Source organism: Ralstonia sp. OTU4908, assembly GCF_038440115.1.
Taxonomy (GTDB): Bacteria; Pseudomonadota; Gammaproteobacteria; order Burkholderiales; family Burkholderiaceae; genus Ralstonia; species Ralstonia pickettii.
The window spans coordinates 246,240-266,162 of the sequence record NZ_JASATD010000002.1; the positions used below are offsets into that span (position 1 = coordinate 246,240).

Annotated in this window: 19 protein-coding genes; 8 read left to right on the plus strand and 11 right to left on the minus strand. The window is 64.5% G+C overall.

The window, feature by feature from the left end; translation table 11 throughout:
- The first annotated feature begins 5 nt into the window (after nt 1-5).
- From AAHM38_RS03020 to AAHM38_RS03030, 3 genes are all read left to right on the plus strand, one after another.
- Entirely contained in the window at nt 6-746 is a 741-nt protein-coding gene (locus AAHM38_RS03020; RefSeq protein WP_012761632.1) for an SDR family oxidoreductase, read from the plus strand.
- Nucleotides 747-770: 24 nt separating this feature from the next.
- Nucleotides 771-2,315, plus strand: a complete 1,545-nt coding sequence (gene lysS, locus AAHM38_RS03025) for a lysine--tRNA ligase (RefSeq protein WP_116574781.1) — start codon at nt 771-773, stop codon at nt 2,313-2,315.
- 265 nt (nt 2,316-2,580) lie between these two features.
- A complete protein-coding gene (locus AAHM38_RS03030) occupies nt 2,581-3,324 on the plus strand; it encodes a glycine zipper 2TM domain-containing protein (RefSeq protein ID WP_009238556.1) in 744 nt (247 codons plus the stop codon).
- Between the two features lie 97 nt (nt 3,325-3,421).
- Here the strand turns inward: AAHM38_RS03030 and iscX are convergent, their stop codons facing one another.
- The 9 genes from iscX to iscR form a co-directional block, all read right to left on the minus strand.
- On the minus strand, nt 3,422-3,616 hold the full coding sequence (gene iscX, locus AAHM38_RS03035) for a Fe-S cluster assembly protein IscX (RefSeq protein ID WP_009238557.1): 195 nt from the start codon (nt 3,614-3,616) through the stop codon (nt 3,422-3,424).
- 31 nt (nt 3,617-3,647) lie between these two features.
- Entirely contained in the window at nt 3,648-3,986 is a 339-nt protein-coding gene (fdx, locus tag AAHM38_RS03040) for an ISC system 2Fe-2S type ferredoxin (protein ID WP_004635701.1), read from the minus strand.
- A 46-nt stretch (nt 3,987-4,032) separates the two neighbouring features.
- Nucleotides 4,033-5,898: a Fe-S protein assembly chaperone HscA gene (hscA, locus tag AAHM38_RS03045; RefSeq protein ID WP_009238558.1), complete on the minus strand. Its 1,866-nt coding sequence runs from the start codon at nt 5,896-5,898 to the stop codon at nt 4,033-4,035.
- Nucleotides 5,899-5,967: 69 nt separating this feature from the next.
- Nucleotides 5,968-6,507, minus strand: a complete 540-nt coding sequence (gene hscB, locus AAHM38_RS03050; protein ID WP_009238559.1) for a Fe-S protein assembly co-chaperone HscB — start codon at nt 6,505-6,507, stop codon at nt 5,968-5,970.
- Between the two features lie 44 nt (nt 6,508-6,551).
- Entirely contained in the window at nt 6,552-6,752 is a 201-nt protein-coding gene (locus AAHM38_RS03055) for a DUF3565 domain-containing protein (RefSeq protein WP_012761630.1), read from the minus strand.
- Nucleotides 6,753-6,762: 10 nt separating this feature from the next.
- Nucleotides 6,763-7,083, minus strand: coding sequence for an iron-sulfur cluster assembly protein IscA (iscA, locus tag AAHM38_RS03060; RefSeq protein ID WP_004635708.1), 321 nt, complete (start codon nt 7,081-7,083; stop codon nt 6,763-6,765).
- Nucleotides 7,084-7,109: 26 nt separating this feature from the next.
- Nucleotides 7,110-7,511, minus strand: coding sequence for a Fe-S cluster assembly scaffold IscU (gene iscU, locus AAHM38_RS03065; protein ID WP_004635709.1), 402 nt, complete (start codon nt 7,509-7,511; stop codon nt 7,110-7,112).
- A gap of 59 nt (nt 7,512-7,570) precedes the next feature.
- On the minus strand, nt 7,571-8,788 hold the full coding sequence (locus tag AAHM38_RS03070) for an IscS subfamily cysteine desulfurase (protein WP_004635713.1): 1,218 nt from the start codon (nt 8,786-8,788) through the stop codon (nt 7,571-7,573).
- A gap of 73 nt (nt 8,789-8,861) precedes the next feature.
- Nucleotides 8,862-9,455, minus strand: a complete 594-nt coding sequence (gene iscR, locus AAHM38_RS03075; RefSeq protein ID WP_009238560.1) for a Fe-S cluster assembly transcriptional regulator IscR — start codon at nt 9,453-9,455, stop codon at nt 8,862-8,864.
- 423 nt (nt 9,456-9,878) lie between these two features.
- Here iscR and AAHM38_RS03080 point away from each other — a divergent pair, with 423 nt between their 5' ends.
- Genes AAHM38_RS03080 through rbsK form a run of 5 tightly spaced genes read left to right on the plus strand, consistent with a single transcriptional unit; the run spans nt 9,879 to nt 15,507 of the window.
- Complete coding sequence (locus AAHM38_RS03080; protein ID WP_012761629.1) at nt 9,879-10,838, plus strand: sugar ABC transporter substrate-binding protein; 960 nt, start codon at nt 9,879-9,881, stop codon at nt 10,836-10,838.
- 29 nt (nt 10,839-10,867) lie between these two features.
- The gene (locus tag AAHM38_RS03085; RefSeq protein ID WP_116574780.1) at nt 10,868-12,448 is read left to right on the plus strand and encodes a sugar ABC transporter ATP-binding protein; all 1,581 of its coding nucleotides are present in this window, start codon (nt 10,868-10,870) and stop codon (nt 12,446-12,448) included.
- The gene (locus tag AAHM38_RS03090) at nt 12,438-13,445 is read left to right on the plus strand and encodes an ABC transporter permease (RefSeq protein WP_116574779.1); all 1,008 of its coding nucleotides are present in this window, start codon (nt 12,438-12,440) and stop codon (nt 13,443-13,445) included. The genes AAHM38_RS03085 and AAHM38_RS03090 overlap by 11 nt, the downstream gene beginning before the upstream one ends.
- An 18-nt stretch (nt 13,446-13,463) precedes the next feature.
- The gene (locus AAHM38_RS03095; protein WP_116574778.1) at nt 13,464-14,504 is read left to right on the plus strand and encodes a LacI family DNA-binding transcriptional regulator; all 1,041 of its coding nucleotides are present in this window, start codon (nt 13,464-13,466) and stop codon (nt 14,502-14,504) included.
- Between the two features lie 37 nt (nt 14,505-14,541).
- On the plus strand, nt 14,542-15,507 hold the full coding sequence (gene rbsK / locus AAHM38_RS03100; protein ID WP_012761626.1) for a ribokinase: 966 nt from the start codon (nt 14,542-14,544) through the stop codon (nt 15,505-15,507).
- Here rbsK and AAHM38_RS03105 read toward each other — a convergent pair.
- Both AAHM38_RS03105 and uvrB read right to left on the minus strand, forming a co-directional pair.
- On the minus strand, nt 15,504-17,588 hold the full coding sequence (locus AAHM38_RS03105; protein ID WP_116574777.1) for a site-specific recombinase: 2,085 nt from the start codon (nt 17,586-17,588) through the stop codon (nt 15,504-15,506). The genes rbsK and AAHM38_RS03105 overlap by 4 nt on opposite strands.
- A gap of 163 nt (nt 17,589-17,751) precedes the next feature.
- Entirely contained in the window at nt 17,752-19,842 is a 2,091-nt protein-coding gene (gene uvrB / locus AAHM38_RS03110) for an excinuclease ABC subunit UvrB (RefSeq protein WP_012761624.1), read from the minus strand.
- Between the last annotated feature and the right edge of the window lie 81 nt (nt 19,843-19,923).

A 19,923-nucleotide genomic window follows, 5' to 3' on the forward strand; every position in this document is an offset into this window, starting at 1 on the left:
CTGCCATGTCTGACACGTCCCTGTTCATCCTGACCGGTGCCTCGCGCGGCCTGGGCGCCGCGCTGGCCCAGGCGCTGATGCAACCCGGCCACCGCCTCATCTGCGTCGCACGCGGCGATAACGCCGAATTGCGCGCGCAGGCGGCAGCCGCCGGCTTGACGCTCGACTGGCACCAGGTCGACCTGTCCGACGCGCATGCCGCCGAGGCGTGGATGACCAAGACGCTTGCCGCCCTGCCCGCCTTTGCCAAGGTGACGCTGGTGCTCAACGCCGGCGCGGTCGAGCCGATCGGCACCGTCGACACACTGCGCGCCGATACGCTGCTGCCGCATCTGCAGCTGAACCTGGCCGGCCCGATGGCGCTGACCGCTGCCCTGCTGCGCGGCACCGCCCCGTGGAACGCGCAGCGCCGCGTGCTGGCGATCTCGTCGGGCGCCGCGCGCCGGCCGATCGCCGGCTGGGCGGCGTATTGCACCGGCAAGGCCGGGCTGGACATGTTCGTGCGCGCCATCAATGCCGATGGCGACGCGAGCGTGCGCGCCGTGGCACTCGCCCCTGGCGTGATCGACACCGACATGCAACGCACCATCCGTGGCGCCGACTTTGCCGGCGTGCAGCGCTTCCGCGATCTGCACGCGCATGGCGAGCTGGTCTCGCCGCAAGACGCCGCCGCGCGCATCGCCGCCTACCTCGTCCGCCCCGACTTTGGCGCGACCGAGCTGGATGACCTGCGCAACATCGCCTGAACCGACATTCCTCTCATCACCATCATGACCGAACAGAACAACCCGGCCGAATCGAGTACCGCGGCCGCCGTGCCGGCGCAGGACGACAACAAGATCATCGCCGAGCGCCGCGAGAAGCTCGCGGAGATCCGCCAGCAAGGCGTCGCGTTCCCCAACGATTTTCGCCCGACGCACCATGCCGGTGATCTGCAAGCCAAGTACCGCGAGCTGAAGCAGGCTGCTCTGGAAGCGGAACCGGTGCAGGTGGCCATTGCGGGACGCATGATGCTCAAGCGCGTGATGGGCAAGGCCAGCTTTGCCACCGTGCAGGACAGCACCGACCGCATCCAGTTCTACATCAGCCGCGACGCCGTGGGCGAAGACGTCTACGCCAGCTTCAAGAAGTGGGACTTGGGCGACATCGTGGCGGCGCGCGGCACGCTGATGAAGACGAAGACCGGCGAACTGTCGGTGGCTGTGACGGAGCTGCGCCTGCTCTCGAAGAGCCTGCGTCCGCTGCCGGGCGACTACTACGGCCTGGCTGACCAGGAGCAGAAGTACCGCCAGCGCTACGTCGATCTGATCGTCTCGAAGGAAACGCGCGACACATTCCGCGCCCGCACCAAGGCCATGGCCTCGCTGCGCAACTTCATGGCCGGCAACGGTTTCATGGAAGTCGAAACGCCGATGCTGCACCCCATTCCGGGCGGCGCGGCGGCCAAGCCGTTCATCACGCATCACAACGCATTGGACATGCAGATGTTCCTGCGCATCGCGCCGGAGCTGTATCTCAAGCGACTGATCGTCGGCGGCTTCGAGCGCGTGTACGAGATCAACCGCAACTTCCGTAACGAGGGCGTGTCGCCGCGACACAACCCCGAGTTCACGATGATGGAGTTCTACGCGGCTTACACGGACTACCGCTGGCTGATGGACTTCACCGAGCAGCTGATCCGCCAGGCGGCGATCGACGCGTCGGGCACCGCCACGCTCACCTATCAGGGCCGCGAGCTGGATCTGGCCAAGCCGTTCCATCGCCTGACCATCTGCCAGGCGATCCAGAAGTACGCGCCGCAATACACGGACGCGCAGTTGGCTGACGTCGACTTCCTGCGCGCCGAGCTGAAGAAGTTCAAGATCGACACCAATGCGCCGCAATTCCTGAACGCCGGCGTGGGTACCCTGCAGCTTGTGCTGTTTGAAGAAACCGCCGAGTCGCAACTGTGGGAGCCCACCTTCATCATTGACTACCCGGTCGAAGTGTCGCCGCTGGCACGTGGCTCCGACACGCTGCCGGGCATCACCGAGCGCTTCGAGTTGTTCATCACCGGCCGCGAAATCGCCAACGGTTTCTCCGAGCTGAATGATCCGGAAGACCAGGCCGAGCGCTTCCGCAAGCAGGTCGAACAGAAGGACGCCGGCGACGAAGAAGCCATGTTCTATGACGCCGATTACATCCGCGCCTTGGAATACGGCATGCCCCCGACCGGCGGCTGCGGCATCGGCATTGACCGTCTGGTGATGCTGCTCACCGACAGCCCAAACATCCGCGACGTGATCCTTTTCCCGCACCTGCGCCGCGAAGACTGACCGGTTCGGTCGAGCGCCGTGGAAAAACGCCCCTAGGGGCGTTTTTTTGTTGCCTGCACAAGCGCAAAAGACGCGCCCACCCCGCTATTTGTAACATCGCCCCGTTTCCACAATATGTATCAAAGTACGCCAAATAACTGATTTTCAAGGGAAAAATCTCGGTACAGATGCTTACAAATTAAAACGGCATCTGTTTCGGCGATGAACCACACTGTGTTCATCGAAAGGCCGCAACAAACCCATCACGGGCCGCAGGAGAACGAAGATGAACAACAACATCCAACCGAATCAAGGTCAACAATACGGCGGCACGTCGCCGGGGCAAGTGCCTCCGTCTTCGCGCCGCATGCATCCACTGATGACGACGGCTGCTGTCGCCGTGATCATCGCCAGCCTGACGGCGGTGGCCGCCATTACCGGCGTGCTGCCCACCTCGAAGGCAACGCAAGGCAGCACCGACCCGAATGTCGCAGCACAATCGGCAGCGGCCATGCCCGGCGCTTCGACGCCGATGGCACTGGCTGCACCGGGCCAGACGACGCAACCGGCCCAGGCTGCTCCGTATCCGGCACAAAACGTGGCGCCCGCCCCAGTGCGCGCCCGGGAGCCGTCGTATGCCGAGCGCGCGCCGTCGGGCAACCCCAGCTATGCGCAGACACAACCGCGCCAGTCGGCCAGCCCCTATGCAGGCCACGTAACGTCGGTCACGCCGATCACCATGCAAGGCAAGGAAACCGGCCTCGGCATGATTGGTGGCGCTGTGGTGGGTGGGCTGCTGGGCAACCAGATTGGCCGCGGCAATGGTCGTACACTCGCAACAGTCGGTGGCGCGTTGGCCGGCGGTTACGGCGGCCATGTGGCAGAAAACTACTACCACCGCGATACGGAGTACCGTGTGAACGTCCGCATGGACAACGGCACGACCCGCAGCTTCATGTACAAGGCGGCCCCGGGCTTCCAGGCAGGCGAACGCGTGCATATCGAGAACGGGACGCTGGTGGCCGGCTAAATCGGCATCGCCTTCGCCCAAAAGAAAACCGGCCTTCGGGCCGGTTTTTTCATGCGCACGCGTTTGAGCGTTCGAGGCTGCGCGCATATTCCCGCGCTTATTCCGCCTCGTCGATCCAGGCTTGCTGGATGGCTTCGAGGAATTTCTCCCCGCCACGCTTGTGGTCGTCATCAAAGCCTTCCAGCGTGACGACTTTGTTATGCAGGTCGACAAAGTTCAGGCGCGTCGGATCGACGTCGGGGTACTTGTCGTACAGCGCTTCTGCGATCTGCTGGATATCGTTCCATTTCATGATGGGCTCCCTCCACCGCTGGCTGCTCGGCTCAGTGGTTTTCCTTGGCGTGGTTGATCGTGTACTTCGGAATCTCGACGGTCAGGTCCGACTCCGCCACCTTGGCTTGGCAGGACAGGCGCGAGTTCGGCTCCAGGCCCCAGGCCTTGTCGAGCAGATCCTCTTCCTTCTCGGTCGCCTCATCGAGCGAATTGAAGCCCTCGCGCACGATCACGTGGCAGGTCGTGCAGGCACACGACTTCTCGCACGCGTGCTCGATCTCGATGTCGGCACCCAGCAGCGCATCGCAGATGGTCGTGCCGGGCTTGGCTTCGATCACGGCCCCTTCCGGGCAGTATTCGACGTGAGGAAGGACGACGATGTGTGGCATGAAGAAACTCGTTCGATAAGTGTGTTTTAGGAGATGCGATCGGCGATCAGCCGAGCTCCTCGATCCGTTTGCCGGCGAGCGCCTTGCGAATGCCGCGGTCCATGCGGCGCGCGGCGAATTCGTCGGTGCCGTGCGACAGGGCATCCACGGCGTCCTTGATGGCGCGATGGTCTTCGCCCTGCATGGTGGTGCGCAGCGCAACGATCTCGGCGTCGATGGCGGCGCGCTCTTCGGGCGACAGCAGATCGCCATCGGCCGCCAGGGCCTGCGACAGCGCCTCAAGCAGGCGCTCGGCCTCAACACGCTCCTCCGCCAGCGCTCGACGGCGCATGTCGTCTTCGGCGGACTGGAAACCTTCCTGCAGCATACGCGCGACATCGTCATCAGCCAGGCCGTACGACGGCTTTACAGTGATCGACGCTTCCACGCCCGACACCGTTTCGCGTGCTGACACCGACAGCAAACCGTCAGCGTCCACCTGATACGTCACGCGGATGCGTGCGGCGCCGGCCACCATCGGCGGGATGCCACGCAACTCGAAACGCGCCAGCGAACGGCAATCGCTCGCCAGCTCGCGCTCGCCCTGCAGCACGTGGATCGCCATGGCCGTCTGGCCGTCCTTGAACGTGGTGAACTCCTGCGCGCGCGCAACGGGAATCGTGCTGTTCCGCGGGATGATCTTCTCGACCAGGCCACCCATCGTCTCGACGCCCAGCGACAGCGGGATCACGTCGAGCAGCAGCCAGTCTTCACCCGGCGCACGGTTGCCGGCCAGCAGGTTGGCCTGCATGGCCGCACCAATGGCGACCACCTGATCCGGATCGAGGTTCGTGAGCGGCGTCTGACCGAACAGCTGACCCACGGCACGGCGGATGATCGGCATGCGCGTCGCGCCGCCTACGAGCACCACGCCCTTTACGTCTTCCACCGTCACGCCTGCATCGCGCAGCGCACGGCGCACGGGCGACAGCGTCTTCTGCACGAGAGTGGCGGTCAGTTCGGCAAAGGTCTCAGCGGTCAGCACGAGATGCACGGTCTCGCCGGTGGAGAGCATCGCGTCAATCTCGGTGCTGTCGGCGGTGGAAAGCCATTCCTTGGCGGCGCGGGCCTTGTTCAGCAGCAGGCGCGTGTCTTCGGCAGAGAGCGGTTGCAGGCCGGCCTGCTCGACGATCCAGCAGACGATACGCTGGTCGAAATCGTCCCCACCAAGGGCGGAGTCACCGCCCGTCGACATCACCTCGAACACGCCCTTGGTGAGCTTGAGCACCGAGATGTCGAACGTACCGCCGCCCAGGTCATAGACGGCGTAAATGCCTTCGGCGGCGTTGTCCAGGCCGTAGGCGATGGCGGCTGCGGTCGGTTCATTCAGCAGGCGCAGCACGTTCAGGCCCGCCAGCTTGGCGGCGTCCTTGGTGGCTTGCCGCTGTGCGTCGTCAAAGTACGCAGGGACAGTGATGACGGCGCCGACGAGTTCATCGCCGAGCGTATCTTCCGCGCGCTGGCGCAGCGTGGCGAGAATCTCGGCCGACACTTCCACCGGACTCTTCACGCCGGCCACGGTCTTCAGTTGGACCATGCCGGGCGCGTCGACAAAGTCGTACGGCGTGTTCTCGATGTGAGCAACATCCTTGAGGCCGCGCCCCATGAAACGCTTGACCGAGATGATGGTGTTCTTCGGGTCGCGCACGGCTTCGGCCTGGGCCTTGTAGCCGATGTGGGCGCCGCCCGTGGGCAGATAGCGCACCACAGAGGGCAACAGCGGGCGCCCCTGATCGTCAGGCAGCACTTCCGGCACGCTGCTGCGCACGGAGGCCACCAGCGAGTTGGTCGTGCCCAGGTCGATGCCGACCGCCAGACGGCGCTGGTGCGGTGCGGGTGATTCGCCAGGTTCGGAAATCTGCAGTAAAGCCATGGGGATGTCTCGATTGCGCGGATGGGCTGCCTGCCGGGGCAAACCCGGCATTGTCGCAAATTCTGGGTTCTAGTCGTCCAGCCGGTCGATGGCCTCGGCGGTGTCGCGTTCGATCTTTTCGATGAACATCAATTGGCGCACGGCATCGGCTGCTGCTGCGGTGTTGCCATCGCTATTGAGCAGACCGGACAGCGCCTGATAGCGCGTGCGTTTTTCCTTGCGCAGCATGCCAAGCAAATCATCCAGCGCATCGACGTTGCGCTCCGCCTTGGCGTCGCCCAAGGCTTCGCGCCATTCCATTTGCTGCATCAGAAACGCGGGCGGCATGGCCGTGTTGTTCTCTGCCTGCACGTCGATACCGCGAAGGTGCAGCAGATACGTCGCCCGTTTGAGCGGGTCACGCAGCGTCTGATACGCCTCGTTCGCACGTGTGGCCCACTGCATGGCGACGCGGCGTTCGGCATCGCCCGCATGGGCATAACGATCCGGATGCGCCTGCGACTGCACGGTGCGATACGCAGCGTTCAGCGCGTCGTCGTCGACCTCGAAGTGCTCGGGCAGACCGAAGAGGGAAAAATGCGTCGTGTTCGCTGACAAGCCGGAATTCATGAATAAAAAAAGCGGCCGCGCCGCCTCGTGTTCCTTCGTGTTTCTTATTCGGCCGGGTCACCCCGATCGCACTTCAGGCACTCGACCACCGCGCCAATCTTGCTGGCGCGCCCGGCTTCGGTTTCAGTCCAGGGGCGCAACTGCCAAGGCGGATCGTGGCGCATATGCTGCCCATGTCCGCAAGCGAGACGGGCGACCCAATGGCCCTCCTCGTCCCGCTCGAAACCGACAATCGGCTGCTTCAATGTGCTCCGCTCACACGCGGAACGATTCACCGCAGCCGCACTCGTCCTTCACGTTTGGATTGTTGAAGCGGAACCCTTCGTTCAGCCCCTCGCGTGCGTAGTCCAGCTCAGTGCCGTCGATGTACGGCAGGCTCTTAGGATCGACGATCACCTTGACGCCGTTGGATTCAAAGACCTGGTCTTCGGTGGCAATCTCATCTGCATATTCGAGCTTGTAGGCCAGGCCCGAACAGCCCGTGGTCTTCACGCCCACGCGCAGGCCCACGCCCTTGCCACGGCGGGTCAGATAGCGGGAAACGTGCTGCGCGGCCTTGTCGGTCAGGGTGATCATGCTGCGTCCTTTCTATCCAATCCGGCTCAAGCAGCCTTCTGCTCGGCCGAGCCGTGCTTTTCCTTGTAGTCGGCCACGGCCGCCTTGATGGCGTCTTCGGCCAGGATCGAGCAGTGGATCTTCACCGGCGGCAGGGCCAGCTCTTCAGCGATGGCCGTGTTGCGGATTTCCAGTGCCTGATCCAGCGTCTTGCCCTTCACCCATTCCGTCACCAGCGACGACGAAGCGATGGCCGAACCGCAGCCGTAGGTCTTGAACTTGGCGTCTTCGATCACGCCCTGCTCGTTGACCTTGATCTGCAGCTTCATCACGTCGCCGCAAGCCGGCGCGCCGACCATGCCGGTGCCGACCGTGTCGTCGCCCTTCTCGAACGAACCGACGTTGCGCGGGTTTTCGTAATGGTCCAGAACTTGGTTGCTGTAAGACATTTCACACCTCTTTCAATCGTTGGCTGGCGCGGGGGCGCCGTTGTTCTCAAACGCCGCGCTCAGTGCGCCGCCCATTGAATGCTGTTCAGATCCACGCCGTCCTTATACATCTCCCACAGCGGAGACAGGTCGCGCAGCTTGCCGATCTTGCTCTTGAGCAGCTCGACCACGTAGTCGACTTCTTCTTCCGTCGTGAAGCGGCCCACCGTGAAGCGGATCGAGCTGTGCGCGAGTTCATCGTTGCGACCCAGCGCACGCAGCACGTACGAAGGTTCCAGCGAGGCCGACGTGCAGGCCGAGCCCGACGACACGGCGACGTCCTTGATCGCCATGATCAGCGACTCGCCTTCCACAAAGTTGAAGCTGATGTTCAGGTTGTGCGGCACACGGGCTTCCATGTCGCCGTTCACGTACACCTCTTCCATCGTGTTCAGGCCGCGATACAGGCGGTCGCGCAGCATGCGGATGCGCTCGTTCTCGGTCGCCATTTCTTCCTTGGCGATGCGGAAGGCCTCGCCCATGCCCACAATCTGATGCGTCGCCAGCGTGCCCGAACGCATGCCGCGCTCGTGGCCACCGCCGTGCATCTGCGCTTCGATGCGGATACGCGGCTTGCGGCGCACGTACAGCGCCCCGATGCCCTTCGGACCATACGTCTTATGCGCCGAGAACGACATCAGGTCGACCTTCAGCTTCTGCAGGTCAATTTCAACCTTGCCCGTGGCCTGGGCAGCATCGACGTGGAAAATCACGCCCTTTTCGCGGCAGATTTCGCCGAGCTGCTCGATGTCCTGAATGACGCCGATCTCGTTATTCACCATCATCACCGACGCCAGAATGGTGTCGGGGCGGATGGCTTGCTTGAAGACGTCGATATCGATCAGGCCGTTGTCCTTCACGTCCAGGTAGGTCACCTCGAAGCCCTGGCGCTCCAGCTCACGCGTCGTGTCCAGCACAGCCTTGTGCTCGGTCTTCACGGTGATGATGTGCTTGCCCTTGCTGCTGTAGAAGTTGGCAGCGCCCTTGATTGCCAGGTTGTCGGATTCGGTCGCACCCGACGTCCAGACGATTTCGCGCGGGTCGGCATTCACCAGCGCGGCGACCTGCTCGCGCGCGGTCTCGACGGCCTTCTCGGCTTCCCAGCCAAACGGGTGGCTGCGCGAAGCCGGGTTACCGAAGCTCTCGCGCAGATACGGAATCATCTTGTCGACCACGCGCGGGTCCACCGGCGTCGTCGCGGAATAGTCCATGTAGATGGGAAGTTGCGGGGTGCTCATATCTTGTCTGCCTTGTGTGGGGGGCGATGTTCTTGTGTGGACTGGCGTCGTGGCCAGTCTCACGCTGGCGCAATCACGACTGCGCCAGACTGAAAACGGAGTTGACCAGCGGTGCTCGCTTGACGGGCTCGGCGGCCACCGACGTGGTAGCCGGCGTATCAACGGCGCGGGCGCGTGTCGGTGTGCGTTCGCGGCGAGCCGGACGCGCTTCACGCATGTCCTGGATCACTTCGGGCTGACGCTCGCGTTGCTGATCGACCAGGTTCTGCAGCGACACCGAATCGAGATACTCGACCATCTTCTGATTGAGTGTGGCCCACAGGTCGTGCGTCATGCAGCGGCCCGTATGGCCACCGACATGCTCTTCGCCGCCGCAGTTGCCCTTGCCGCCGCATTGGGTCGCATCGAGCGGCTCATCCACGGCAATGATGATGTCGGCAACGGTCACGTCGTCGGCGCGGCGCGCGAGGCTGTAGCCGCCGCCCGGGCCGCGCACGCTTTCCACGATTTCGTGGCGGCGCAGTTTGCCGAACAGCTGCTCCAGATACGACAGCGAAATTTTCTGACGCTGGCTGATGCCGGCCAGCGTGACCGGGCCCTGCTCTTGGCGCAGCGCCAAGTCAATCATGGCGGTGACCGCGAAGCGGCCTTTGGTGGTCAATCTCATGGCGTCGGGGAAATACCTGATCGTTTTGCTCAAGTATAAAGGAACCCGACAAAATCGGTCAACTAAGGTGTCGGGGGATTCCGCGTCGCAGCAAGGGGATTTGCAGAGCCCGAAAAACGGGATGGCCACGCGGCAGGCCGTATTGTGGACTAAAACAATCAACCACGTTGGATAGGGCTATCCCGTCACTCCCGCAGCGCAACTTGCGAGTCCATCGTCAGGGCACCATCACTCCGGGTTTTTACTTATGCGGTGGAAAGCGCAATTTCGTTGACTTCTGTTACGCGGTAGCCGAGACTGTCAGGTACGCAAACGTTTGCGAAGAGCGAGGCGCAATTGCCCTTACCTATGCCTGACGGTATGGGGCAGCGACGACGCCCGCACCCACCCGCCCCAGATAGCCCTCTTCCTGGAGGAGACACCATGGATATCCGCCGTCGCCGCGCCCTGCAACTTGGCGTGGGCTCTGCCGTAGCCGCTGCTCTGCCGTTCCCGTTTTCGCTCGCGCATGCCGCTAACCAGCCGCCCAAGGTGGCGTTGGTGATGAAGTCGCTTGCCAACGAGTTCTTCCTGACCATGGAGAACGGCGCACGTAAGCATCAGAAGGATCACGCGTCGGAGTATTCACTGCTGACCAACGGCATTCGCGACGAAACCGACACCGCTGGCCAGATTCGTCTGGTCGAGCAGATGATCGTCGCGCGCGTGGATGCGCTGGTGCTGGCCCCGGCCGATTCCAAGGCGTTGGTGCCGGTCGTCAAGAAGGCCGTGGACGCGGGCATTCTCGTCATCAACATCGACAACAGGCTGGACCCCGCGGCACTGAAAGAGAAAGGGCTGAACGTGCCCTTCGTGGGGCCGGACAACCGCAAGGGTGCACGACTGGTGGGCGACTTCGTTGCCAAGTCGCTCAAGCCGGGCGATGCCGTGGGCATCATCGAAGGCATACCGACCACCACGAACGCCCAGCAACGTACCGCTGGCTTCAAGGACGCCGCCGAAGCCGCCAAGCTGAAGATCGCGGGCGTGCAATCGGGCGAATGGGAAATCGACAAGGGAAACAAGGTGGCAGCCGCCATGCTGCGCTCCGAGCCCGACCTGAAGGCCCTGCTGTGCGGCAACGACAACATGGCGATCGGCGCCGTCTCGGCGGTGCGCGCAGCCGGCAAGCTGGGCAAGGTGCTGATTGGAGGCTATGACAACATCGACGCCATCAAGGCCATGCTGGCGGATGGGCGTGTCGTCGCGACTGCCGATCAGCACGCCGATCAGCAAGCCGTCTACGGCATCGAAACCGCGCTGAAGGCCTGGGCCTCCAAGACGCCGCAGGCGAAGCTGTCGGGTGTCGTCGAGACACCGGTCAACCTCGTCACGCGCACGTAACGCCACAGACCGGCCAGCCGCCGCCAGCCATGTCTGCCGCTTACGAACCGCGCACACCGCTGCTGCGCGTCTCCGCGCTCAGCAAGCACTACGCCGCCCCCGTGCTGCGAGATATCGATCTCGACGTGCACGCGGGCGAGGTGCTTGCGCTCACGGGGGAAAACGGCGCTGGCAAGAGCACGCTCTCCAAGATCCTCTGCGGGCTGGAGACGGCAACCTGCGGGTCGATGACGCTTGCCGGCACGCTCTACGCGCCTGATTCGCGCAGCGCAGCCGAGGCGCTGGGCGTGCGCATGGTGCTGCAGGAACTGAGCATGGTGCCGACGCTGACAGTGGCCGAAAACCTGTTCCTCGGCGAACTCCCCCGGCGGCTGGGTTTCGTGGATCGCTCTGCGCTGCGCTTTCGGGCCGAACAGGCGCTTGCGCGCGTGGGCCTGGACCTCGACCCCTGGACGCCCGTACACACGCTCGGCATCGGCCACCGGCAGATGATCGAGATTGCCCGCGCGCTGGCCAGCGCATGCCGTGTGCTGATCCTCGACGAGCCGACGGCGATGCTGAGCGCGCACGAAAGCGCCACGCTGTTCGAGCGCATCGACGCGCTGCGCCGCGAAGGCGTGGCGATCCTCTACATCTCTCACCGCCTGGACGAACTGGCGCGCATTGCCGATCGCATCGTCGTGCTGCGTGACGGCAAGCTCGTCACCGATGCGCCGGCTGCGACGGTCACGCAGGATGCGCTGATCCAGGCGATGGTCGGTCGCGACGTGGCCGCCTCGTCCGAAACGCAGCGGGCCGCGCGCGAACCGTGGCCCGGTGACGGCTCACCGGCGCTGCGGGTGACCGGGCTGACGCGTGCCCCGGCTGTGCGCGAGGTGAGCTTTGACGTGGCGCCGGGAGAAATCTTCGGCATCGCGGGCCTGGTCGGTGCGGGGCGCACGGAACTGCTGCGGCTGATCTTCGGTGCGGACCGCGCGGATGCGGGCAGCGTCGAAGTCGGCTCGCCGCTGGCGGCAGTGCGCATCCGTTCGCCGGGCGACGCGGTGCGCCACGGCATCAGCCTGCTCACCGAGGACCGCAAGGACGAAGGCCTGATGCTGAGCCTGCCCATCGCGACCAACATCGCGCTGGGCAACATGCCAAGCGTAACGAAGCGAGGCTGGCTGCAACCGGCGCGCGAGCGGGTGCTGGCGCAGCGGCACATCGGCGCATTGCGCATCCGTTGCGCTGGGCCTGAGCAACCGGTCGGTGAACTCTCGGGCGGCAATCAGCAGAAGGTGGCGATTGCGCGCTGGCTGGAGCGCGACACGCCTGTGCTGCTCTTCGATGAGCCCACGCGGGGTGTGGATGTCGGCGCCAAGTTCGACATCTACACGCTGCTCGACGCGCTGGCCGCGCGAGGCAAGGCGCTGGTCGTGGTGTCGAGCGATCTGCGCGAACTCATGCAACTGTGTGATCGCATTGGCGTCATGCGCGCCGGGCGGCTTACGCACATCTTCCAACGCGGTGGCTGGAGCCAGGACGCCCTGCTCGCCGCTGCCTTCGGTGAATCGGAAGAATCCGATTCATATGCACCTCGATCGCCCTCGGAGACCGCAGATGCGCTCTGATTCCACCCTGCCCCCGACGCCGCCCGCTGCGACTGCCGGCACGCGCGCGGCGCTGGGCATGTCGCTTGGCACCATCGGCGGGTTGCTCGCTGCGCTGATCGCCATGCTGGTGCTGTTCGGCACGCTGTCGCCAACGTTCTTCTCGCTGCCCACGTTCACAACCATCGCCAACGAGATTCCCGACCTGCTCGTGATGGCGGTGGGCATGACATTCATCCTGATGATCGGCGGCATTGATCTGTCGGTGGGCTCGGTGCTGGCGCTGTCGGCTTCGGTGCTGTCGGTGGCCATGAGCCAATTGGGTTGGGGCTTGTTGCCGGCTGCGCTGGCGGGCGTGGTGCTGGCCACGGCGGCCGGCATGCTGACGGGCGCGGTCACGGTGCACTGGGGCATTCCGTCGTTCATCGTGTCACTGGGCGTGCTGGAAATGGCGCGGGGCCTCGCCTACAGCCTCACCGATTCGCGCACGGTGTACATCGGCAGCGCGGTCGACTGGCTCGCCAACCCGATCGCGCTGGGCATCGCGCCGTCGTTCCTGATTGCGGTTGCCATCACGGTGGTTGGCCAGATCGTGCTGGTGCGCACGGTGTTCGGCCGCTACCTGGTTGCCATCGGCACCAATGAAGAAGCCGTGCGGCTGGCGGGCGTGAATCCGCGCCCCTACAAGATTGCGGTGTTCGCGCTGATGGGGCTGCTCTCGGGCCTGGCTGCGTTGTTCCAGGTGTCGCGCCTGGAAGCCGCCGATCCGAATGCTGGCGTCGGCATGGAACTGCAGGTGATCGCGGCCGTGGTGATCGGCGGCACGAGCCTGATGGGCGGGCGGGGGTCGGTCGTGCGCACGCTGTTCGGCGTGCTGATCATCTCGGTGCTCGAATCGGGCCTTGCGCAGATCGGCGCCTCCGAGCCCACCAAACGCATCATCACGGGCGCGGTCATCGTCGCAGCCGTGGTCATGGATACCTATCGCAGCAAGCGCAACCGCAGCAAGCATCATTAAGAGACCGAGGAGATCGTCATGGCAACCATCAAGGACGTGGCCGCGCTGGCCGGAGTTTCGTTCACCACCGTCTCGCACGTCATCAACAACACAAGGCCAGTCAACGCCGAGACGCGCAAGCGCGTGGAAGAAGCCATCCGGGCCACCCGCTACGTGCCCAGCGCCGTGGCCCGCTCGCTCAAGCACCGCACCACGCGCACCATCGGCGTGCTCGTGCCCACGGCCACCAACCCCTATTTTGCAGAGCTGGCGCGGGGCATTGAAGACGTGTGCGCCGCCGCCGGCTACAGCGTCATCCTCTGCAACTCCGACGACGACCCCCGCAAGCAGCGCGACTACCTGCGCGTGCTGATGGAAAAACGCGTCGACGGCATCATCGTCAGCAGCGCCGGGCCCGACACGGCATTGATCGAAGCGCTCGGTGAATCCGCCCTGCCCATCGTGATGGTCGACCGCCCGACTGAAGGCATCCAGGCCGATCAGGTCCAGGTCGACCACGAAGAAGGCGCCTACCTTGCGACCAAGCATCTGCTGGACCTCGGCCACCGCCGTATTGCCTGCATCAGCGGTCCATCGTCGCTGAGCGTGACGGCAGAGCGCCTGGCCGGATTCCACCGCGCGCTGCGCGAGGCGGGTGTGCCCGAAGCCGCCGCCCGCATTGCCGAAGGCGATTTCACCAGCCCCGGCGGCTACCGCGCCGCGCGCCAGTTGCTGACCGAGGGCGAAATGCCCACCGCGATCTTCGCCGGCAACGATCTGATGGGCATCGGTGCACTGCGCGCCGCCGCCGAGCTGGGCATTCCCGTTCCGAAGGCCCTATCGGTGATCGGCTTTGACGACATCGAACTGAGCCGCTACGTCTATCCGGCGCTGTCCACCGTCGGCCAATCGATCCGCCAACTCGGCGAGACCACCGCGCAGACGCTGCTCGAGCATCTCGGCGACAACGCCCTGCGGCATCCTGTGGAAGAGCCGCGCGCACGCCGCATCGTGCTGCCGCCGCGCCTGTCCTTGCGCGAGTCGACCGCCGAACCCGAACGCCCGGCCCGCGCCGCCTGATTCCGTATTCCTTTCACGCTTTCGACGTCGTCCCGACATGGTGGCCAAGCGCCCTTCCGCCTCTTCTGCGCACCCCGCTGCCGACGTGCTGATCGTCGGCAGCCTGAACATGGATCTCGTGATCCGCACGCCCCGCTTGCCGCGTCCCGGGCAAACGGTTGCAGCCCCTGCGCTGGAAACCATCCCCGGCGGCAAGGGCGCCAACCAGGCCGTGGCAGCCGCACGCCTGGGGGCCCGTGTCGCCATGCTCGGCTGCGTGGGTGATGACGCTTACGGCACCGCGTTGCGCGAGGGCCTGCGCCGCGAAGGCGTGGACACATCGATGGTGTCGGTGCACGCCGGGGCGGCGACCGGCATCGCGTGCGTGACCGTGGCCAACAGCGGCCAGAACACCATCGTCATCGTGGCCGGCGCCAACGAAATGCTGACGCCAACGATGATCGAAGCGCAGCGTGCCGCGTTCGAGCGCGCACGCGTGATCGTCTGTCAGTTGGAATCACCACCGGATGCGGTGGAATGCGCGCTCAAGCTGGGCCAGCGGCTTGGCAAGACGGTCATCCTGAATCCGGCACCTGCGATCGGTCCATTGCCGACCCCGTGGCTCGCCGCCTGCGATTACCTGATCCCGAATGAAACCGAAGCCGCGTTGCTCACAGCGCGGCCGGTCGATTCGCCGGAAGCGGCTCTGGATGCCGCCGCGGATCTCCACGCGCAGGGTGCGCGGCACGTGATTGTCACGCTGGGCGCGCGAGGCGTTGCCTATGTGGATGGCGACGCGCGCCAACTGATGCCTGCCCCCGTTGCACAAGCCATCGACACCACCGCTGCCGGCGATACGTTTGTGGGCGCATTGGCTGCGGTTCTGGCAGAGGGCGCAGCGCCCAGTGCCGCCATCGCGTTTGGGCAAGCTGCGGCGGCCGTGTCGGTCACGCGGCTTGGCGCGCAGCCGTCCATTCCGTTCCGCAGCGAGTTGGGCGCACCGGCCGCGCCCGCACCTCACTAGACCGGCGTGCTGGTGCTCGGGGGTGTGCTCGCAGTCGGGGGGCGCGGCACGAGCAGGCACAACGGATCCCGCAGGATGCGGCGCCACACGGCGCCCGTCACGCGCTTGCGATCGACCCCACGCAGGTTGCGCGAGCGCATCGCCATGTTGAACGCCAGCGCGAACGACACCAGCACATTCAGTACGCCCATCAGCGCGATGCCGGCCACGGCCAGCCAGAACGCAGTGGTATGCATCACGCTCGGCCCCAGCACGCCCACGGCGGTAGCCACCGCGCCGGTCGACAGCGTGACGTGACGCACTTCCATATGCGGGCCGAAAAACGACAGGATTTCTGGGCCCAGCCCCAGCATGAAGCCCAGCGACACATTGGCCACGATGCCCGACAGATTGCGCTTCCAGAAGCTGGCAATGCGTTGCGCCCCCTGCGGGCCGACCATGAAACGCAGGCGCCTGTGGTAGGCAATCACGTCGTGCACACGGTGCAGCGCAAACCAGTTGTCGGCCCAACCCGCGGCCAGGCTTGACGCCCACAGCAGAACGCCCGTGAAGATGGCATACAGCGGCGTCGGCCCAAGAATGGAAAACGAATCGATGGTCGCCATCGCTTTTGCGGCCGAAATCAGGTCCGTATGGAAGAACCGCCCGGCCAACCACTGCACCAGAAAGGCCACCGGCGCCACCGCCACGAGGTTGCCCGCAATCGCCGCCGCGTTGGAGCGGATCATGGCGACGGTGTCGTCGACAAAGCGGTCCAGCCCTTCCGGACGGCCCACCTGGTCGAGCCGGTGCGCCAGTGCGGGCGCCGTCATGGCAGGCTGCTTGGTCGCCAGCGTGAAATGCGCGAAATGGATGCCGAGAAAGCTGACCGCATAGTTGATCGACGCGAACAGCCCTTCGGTAAAGCGCGACAGATACGCTCCCGTGATCAAGAACTTGATGTAGACCGTCGCTGCCGTGATGACGCCGCCACCGGCCGCCGCCTTGACCATCGCGCCGTATTCCTTGCTGTCGCGCGTAATGTAGTGCTCGCCGCTCTGGGCAGACCGCTCGACCACCTTGCGTGCCAGATCGGCAAACGTGGAGCGGATCAGATACCCCACGCTGCGGCGATGCTGGCTCGCCGATACCAATTCGGCCGTCATATGCACGAAGCGGCGCGAGCCTTTGGCGTCGGCCCATGCCGTCAGCAGCAGATCGATGCGGCCCAGCCAGGCTTTCATCCGCTCGACCTGGAACACGACTTCCACCGAAACGCCGTTCTCGTCCAGGTGCTGATACACGCTGGCCGTCGCCGTGCGGCAACGGTCCAGCACCGCGCGGAAATAGTTCAGTTCCTGCAGAAACCGCTCGGGGCTTGCCAGCTCCGCGTTGGGTCGCTCCAGGAAGATCGCGTTGGCCGCATCGGCCAGCAGATAGAACGGAGAGTCGGTGATTTCCGCATGGTCCATGCGGCTGCGGATGCCCCGCGACAGCCCCGCCGCGCGTACCTGGCTGATCAGGATCTGGATACCGATGCCGAGGCTGCGCTCCAACCGTGTCTGGCCCGCTGCGAGCTCGTCAGCGGTCATCCCCGCGCGGAACAGCGCGTGGAGGCGCGCGACCAGTTCGTCGTCCAGGCCCTCCACCCACTGCGCATCGGTCGGCCCGACAAACATGAGCGCGAACAATGTCGCCAGCTGCGGCTGATTCGGTGCGGGCGGCAGCAGACGCGCCTGCCAGCGGTCGAGCAACTCGCTCCAGAAACCGGAGCGTGAGGACAACCCGGTATCGCACAGCAGCGACACCGGATCATTGTCTTGCACGATGCTGCGCAGTGTCCGCCCGACACGCTCTGCCAGGGCCGGATTGTTTTCCAGCACCTGCAGGAGATAACGCAGGCGGGCATAACGCCAGGACTCCGATGCGGCCCCCGCTGGCCGGTCCGCCCGGCGCAACCAGTAAGCCAGCTCGATGAGCCATTCATTGCGTTCGGCGAGACTGCGCGTGGGCTCGAACTGCGCCAGGATGGCATCGAGTTGATGGCTGGCGTGCCGGGAATCGCGCCACTTGCGCCACGGGCTAAGCAAAAATTTGAACATCGAACTCCCTTGAGGGCAGACGCGCGCAGCCACGCGCTGCCGCAGATGCCGGCTTCCCGGTCAGACGACGCGACGGCCGCCCGAATTTGATCCGAACTGGTGTCAACAGCAACCTCCGCTACCCGGCACGAGGTAGCGAGGTGTCAAGCGACGGCCGCGCGGTTCAGGCGGCCGGAACGATATGGTCTTCGCCGCTCGCCCCAAAGAGCTGCGACTTGAGCTTGGCAAGCTGATCGCGCACCGCTGCCGCCTTTTCGAATTCGAGGTTCTTGGCGTGGTCGAGCATCTGTTTTTCCAGGCGCTTGATTTCCTTGGACGCCTGCTTCTCGCTCATGTCTTCGTACTTGGCGGCCTCTTGCGCGGCCTTCAGCTCGGCGCGCGCATCGTCGACGTTGTACACACCGTCGATGATGTCCTTGATGCGCTTGACCACGCCGCGCGGCGTAATGCCATGCGCCTCGTTGTGGGCGATCTGCTTGGCGCGGCGGCGCTCGGTTTCGTCGATCGCCTTCTTCATCGAATCGGTCATGCGATCCGCATAGAGAATGGCGGTCCCGTTCACGTTCCGCGCGGCGCGGCCGATGGTCTGGATAAGCGAACGCTCGGCGCGCAGGAAGCCTTCCTTGTCCGCATCCAGGATCGCCACGAGCGACACTTCGGGAATATCCAGGCCCTCGCGCAGCAGGTTGATCCCGACCAGCACATCGAACGTCCCCAGACGCAGGTCACGGATGATCTCCACGCGCTCCACGGTATCGATGTCCGAATGCAGGTAGCGGACCTTGATGCCGTTCTCTGACAGGAACTCGGTCAGCTGCTCAGCCATGCGCTTGGTCAGCGTGGTCACCAGCACGCGCTCGCCAGCCTTGACGCGCACATGGATCTCGGAGAGCAGATCGTCGACCTGCGTCGTGGCAGGGCGCACCTCGATGATCGGATCGACGAGGCCCGTGGGGCGCACGACTTGTTCCACGACTTCCGTGCCGGCGGTCTTCTTTTCGTAATCCCCCGGTGTGGCAGACACGAACGTCACCTGCCGCATCTTGGTCTCGAATTCGGCGAACTTCAGCGGCCGGTTGTCGAGCGCAGAAGGCAAGCGGAAACCGTATTCGGCCAGCGTTTCCTTGCGCGCGCGGTCACCGTTGTACATGCCGTTCAGCTGTCCGATCAGCACGTGCGATTCATCGAGGAACATCAGCGCATCGGGCGGCAGGTAATCGACCAGCGTCGGCGGCGGTTCGCCAGGCGCGGAACCCGACAGATGCCGCGAATAGTTCTCGATGCCCTTGCAGAAGCCCAGCTCCTGCAGCATCTCCAGATCGAAGCGCGTGCGCTGCTCCAGCCGCTGCGCTTCCACCAGCTTGTTTTCCTTGTAGAAGAAATCGAGCCGTTCGCGCAGCTCGGCCTTGATGGTCTCGATAGCGCGCAACACGGTCTCGCGCGGCGTCACGTAGTGGCTCGACGGGTACACCGTGAAGCGCGGAATCTTTTGCCGCACACGCCCCGTCAGCGGGTCGAACAACTGCAACGATTCGACTTCATCGTCGAACAGCTCCAGGCGCACCGCCATTTCTGCGTGCTCGGCAGGGAAGATGTCGACCGTGTCGCCACGCACCCGGAACGTGCCGCGTTGGAAATCCGTCTCGTTGCGCGTGTACTGCATGGCGATCAGGCGCGCGATCACGTCACGCTGGCTGACCTTGTCACCGGCGCGCAGCGTCAAGATCATCTGGTGGTATTCGCTCGGGTTGCCGATACCGTAGATGGCCGACACGGTGGCCACGATCACCACGTCGCGGCGTTCCAGCAGGCTCTTGGTGGCGGAGAGCCGCATCTGCTCGATGTGCTCGTTGATCGACGAATCCTTTTCGATGAACAGGTCGCGCTGCGGCACATAAGCCTCAGGCTGGTAATAGTCGTAGTAAGAGACGAAGTACTCGACTGCATTGCGCGGGAAGAACTCGCGGAATTCCGAATACAGCTGCGCCGCCAGCGTCTTGTTCGGCGCAAATACAATGGCTGGGCGCCCCACCTGGGCGATCACATTGGCCATGGTGAAGGTCTTGCCCGAGCCCGTCACGCCCAGCAGTGTCTGGTACGACAGGCCGTCTTCGATGTTCTCGACGAGCTGACGGATCGCCTCGGGCTGGTCACCGGCCGGCGGGTACGGCTGGTACAACTGGAACGGCGAACCCTCGAAAGTCACGAACTTCGACTCGTCGTGCGGGCTGGGGACTTGGCTCAGATCGGTCATGGCGGCGGGTGGGATGGCAGCGCGGGAAGTCGACAAAGTGACTTGCACGCCCTGTCCAGATGAGGGCAGCAGCGGCAATTG

Bases quoted from the DNA above. Each gene is read 5' to 3' on its own strand.
- AAHM38_RS03020 (WP_012761632.1), top strand. From the start codon at position 6: ATGTCTGACACGTCCCTGTTCATCCTGACCGGTGCCTCGCGCGGCCTG.
- lysS (WP_116574781.1), top strand. From the start codon at position 771: ATGACCGAACAGAACAACCCGGCCGAATCGAGTACCGCGGCCGCCGTG.
- AAHM38_RS03030 (WP_009238556.1), top strand. From the start codon at position 2,581: ATGAACAACAACATCCAACCGAATCAAGGTCAACAATACGGCGGCACG.
- iscX (WP_009238557.1), bottom strand. From the start codon at position 3,616: ATGAAATGGAACGATATCCAGCAGATCGCAGAAGCGCTGTACGACAAG.
- fdx (WP_004635701.1), bottom strand. From the start codon at position 3,986: ATGCCACACATCGTCGTCCTTCCTCACGTCGAATACTGCCCGGAAGGG.
- hscA (WP_009238558.1), bottom strand. From the start codon at position 5,898: ATGGCTTTACTGCAGATTTCCGAACCTGGCGAATCACCCGCACCGCAC.
- hscB (WP_009238559.1), bottom strand. From the start codon at position 6,507: ATGAATTCCGGCTTGTCAGCGAACACGACGCATTTTTCCCTCTTCGGT.
- iscA (WP_004635708.1), bottom strand. From the start codon at position 7,083: ATGATCACCCTGACCGACAAGGCCGCGCAGCACGTTTCCCGCTATCTG.
- iscU (WP_004635709.1), bottom strand. From the start codon at position 7,511: ATGTCTTACAGCAACCAAGTTCTGGACCATTACGAAAACCCGCGCAAC.
- AAHM38_RS03070 (WP_004635713.1), bottom strand. From the start codon at position 8,788: ATGAGCACCCCGCAACTTCCCATCTACATGGACTATTCCGCGACGACG.
- iscR (WP_009238560.1), bottom strand. From the start codon at position 9,455: ATGAGATTGACCACCAAAGGCCGCTTCGCGGTCACCGCCATGATTGAC.
- AAHM38_RS03080 (WP_012761629.1), top strand. From the start codon at position 9,879: ATGGATATCCGCCGTCGCCGCGCCCTGCAACTTGGCGTGGGCTCTGCC.
- AAHM38_RS03085 (WP_116574780.1), top strand. From the start codon at position 10,868: ATGTCTGCCGCTTACGAACCGCGCACACCGCTGCTGCGCGTCTCCGCG.
- AAHM38_RS03090 (WP_116574779.1), top strand. From the start codon at position 12,438: ATGCGCTCTGATTCCACCCTGCCCCCGACGCCGCCCGCTGCGACTGCC.
- AAHM38_RS03095 (WP_116574778.1), top strand. From the start codon at position 13,464: ATGGCAACCATCAAGGACGTGGCCGCGCTGGCCGGAGTTTCGTTCACC.
- rbsK (WP_012761626.1), top strand. From the start codon at position 14,542: ATGGTGGCCAAGCGCCCTTCCGCCTCTTCTGCGCACCCCGCTGCCGAC.
- AAHM38_RS03105 (WP_116574777.1), bottom strand. From the start codon at position 17,588: ATGTTCAAATTTTTGCTTAGCCCGTGGCGCAAGTGGCGCGATTCCCGG.
- uvrB (WP_012761624.1), bottom strand. From the start codon at position 19,842: ATGACCGATCTGAGCCAAGTCCCCAGCCCGCACGACGAGTCGAAGTTC.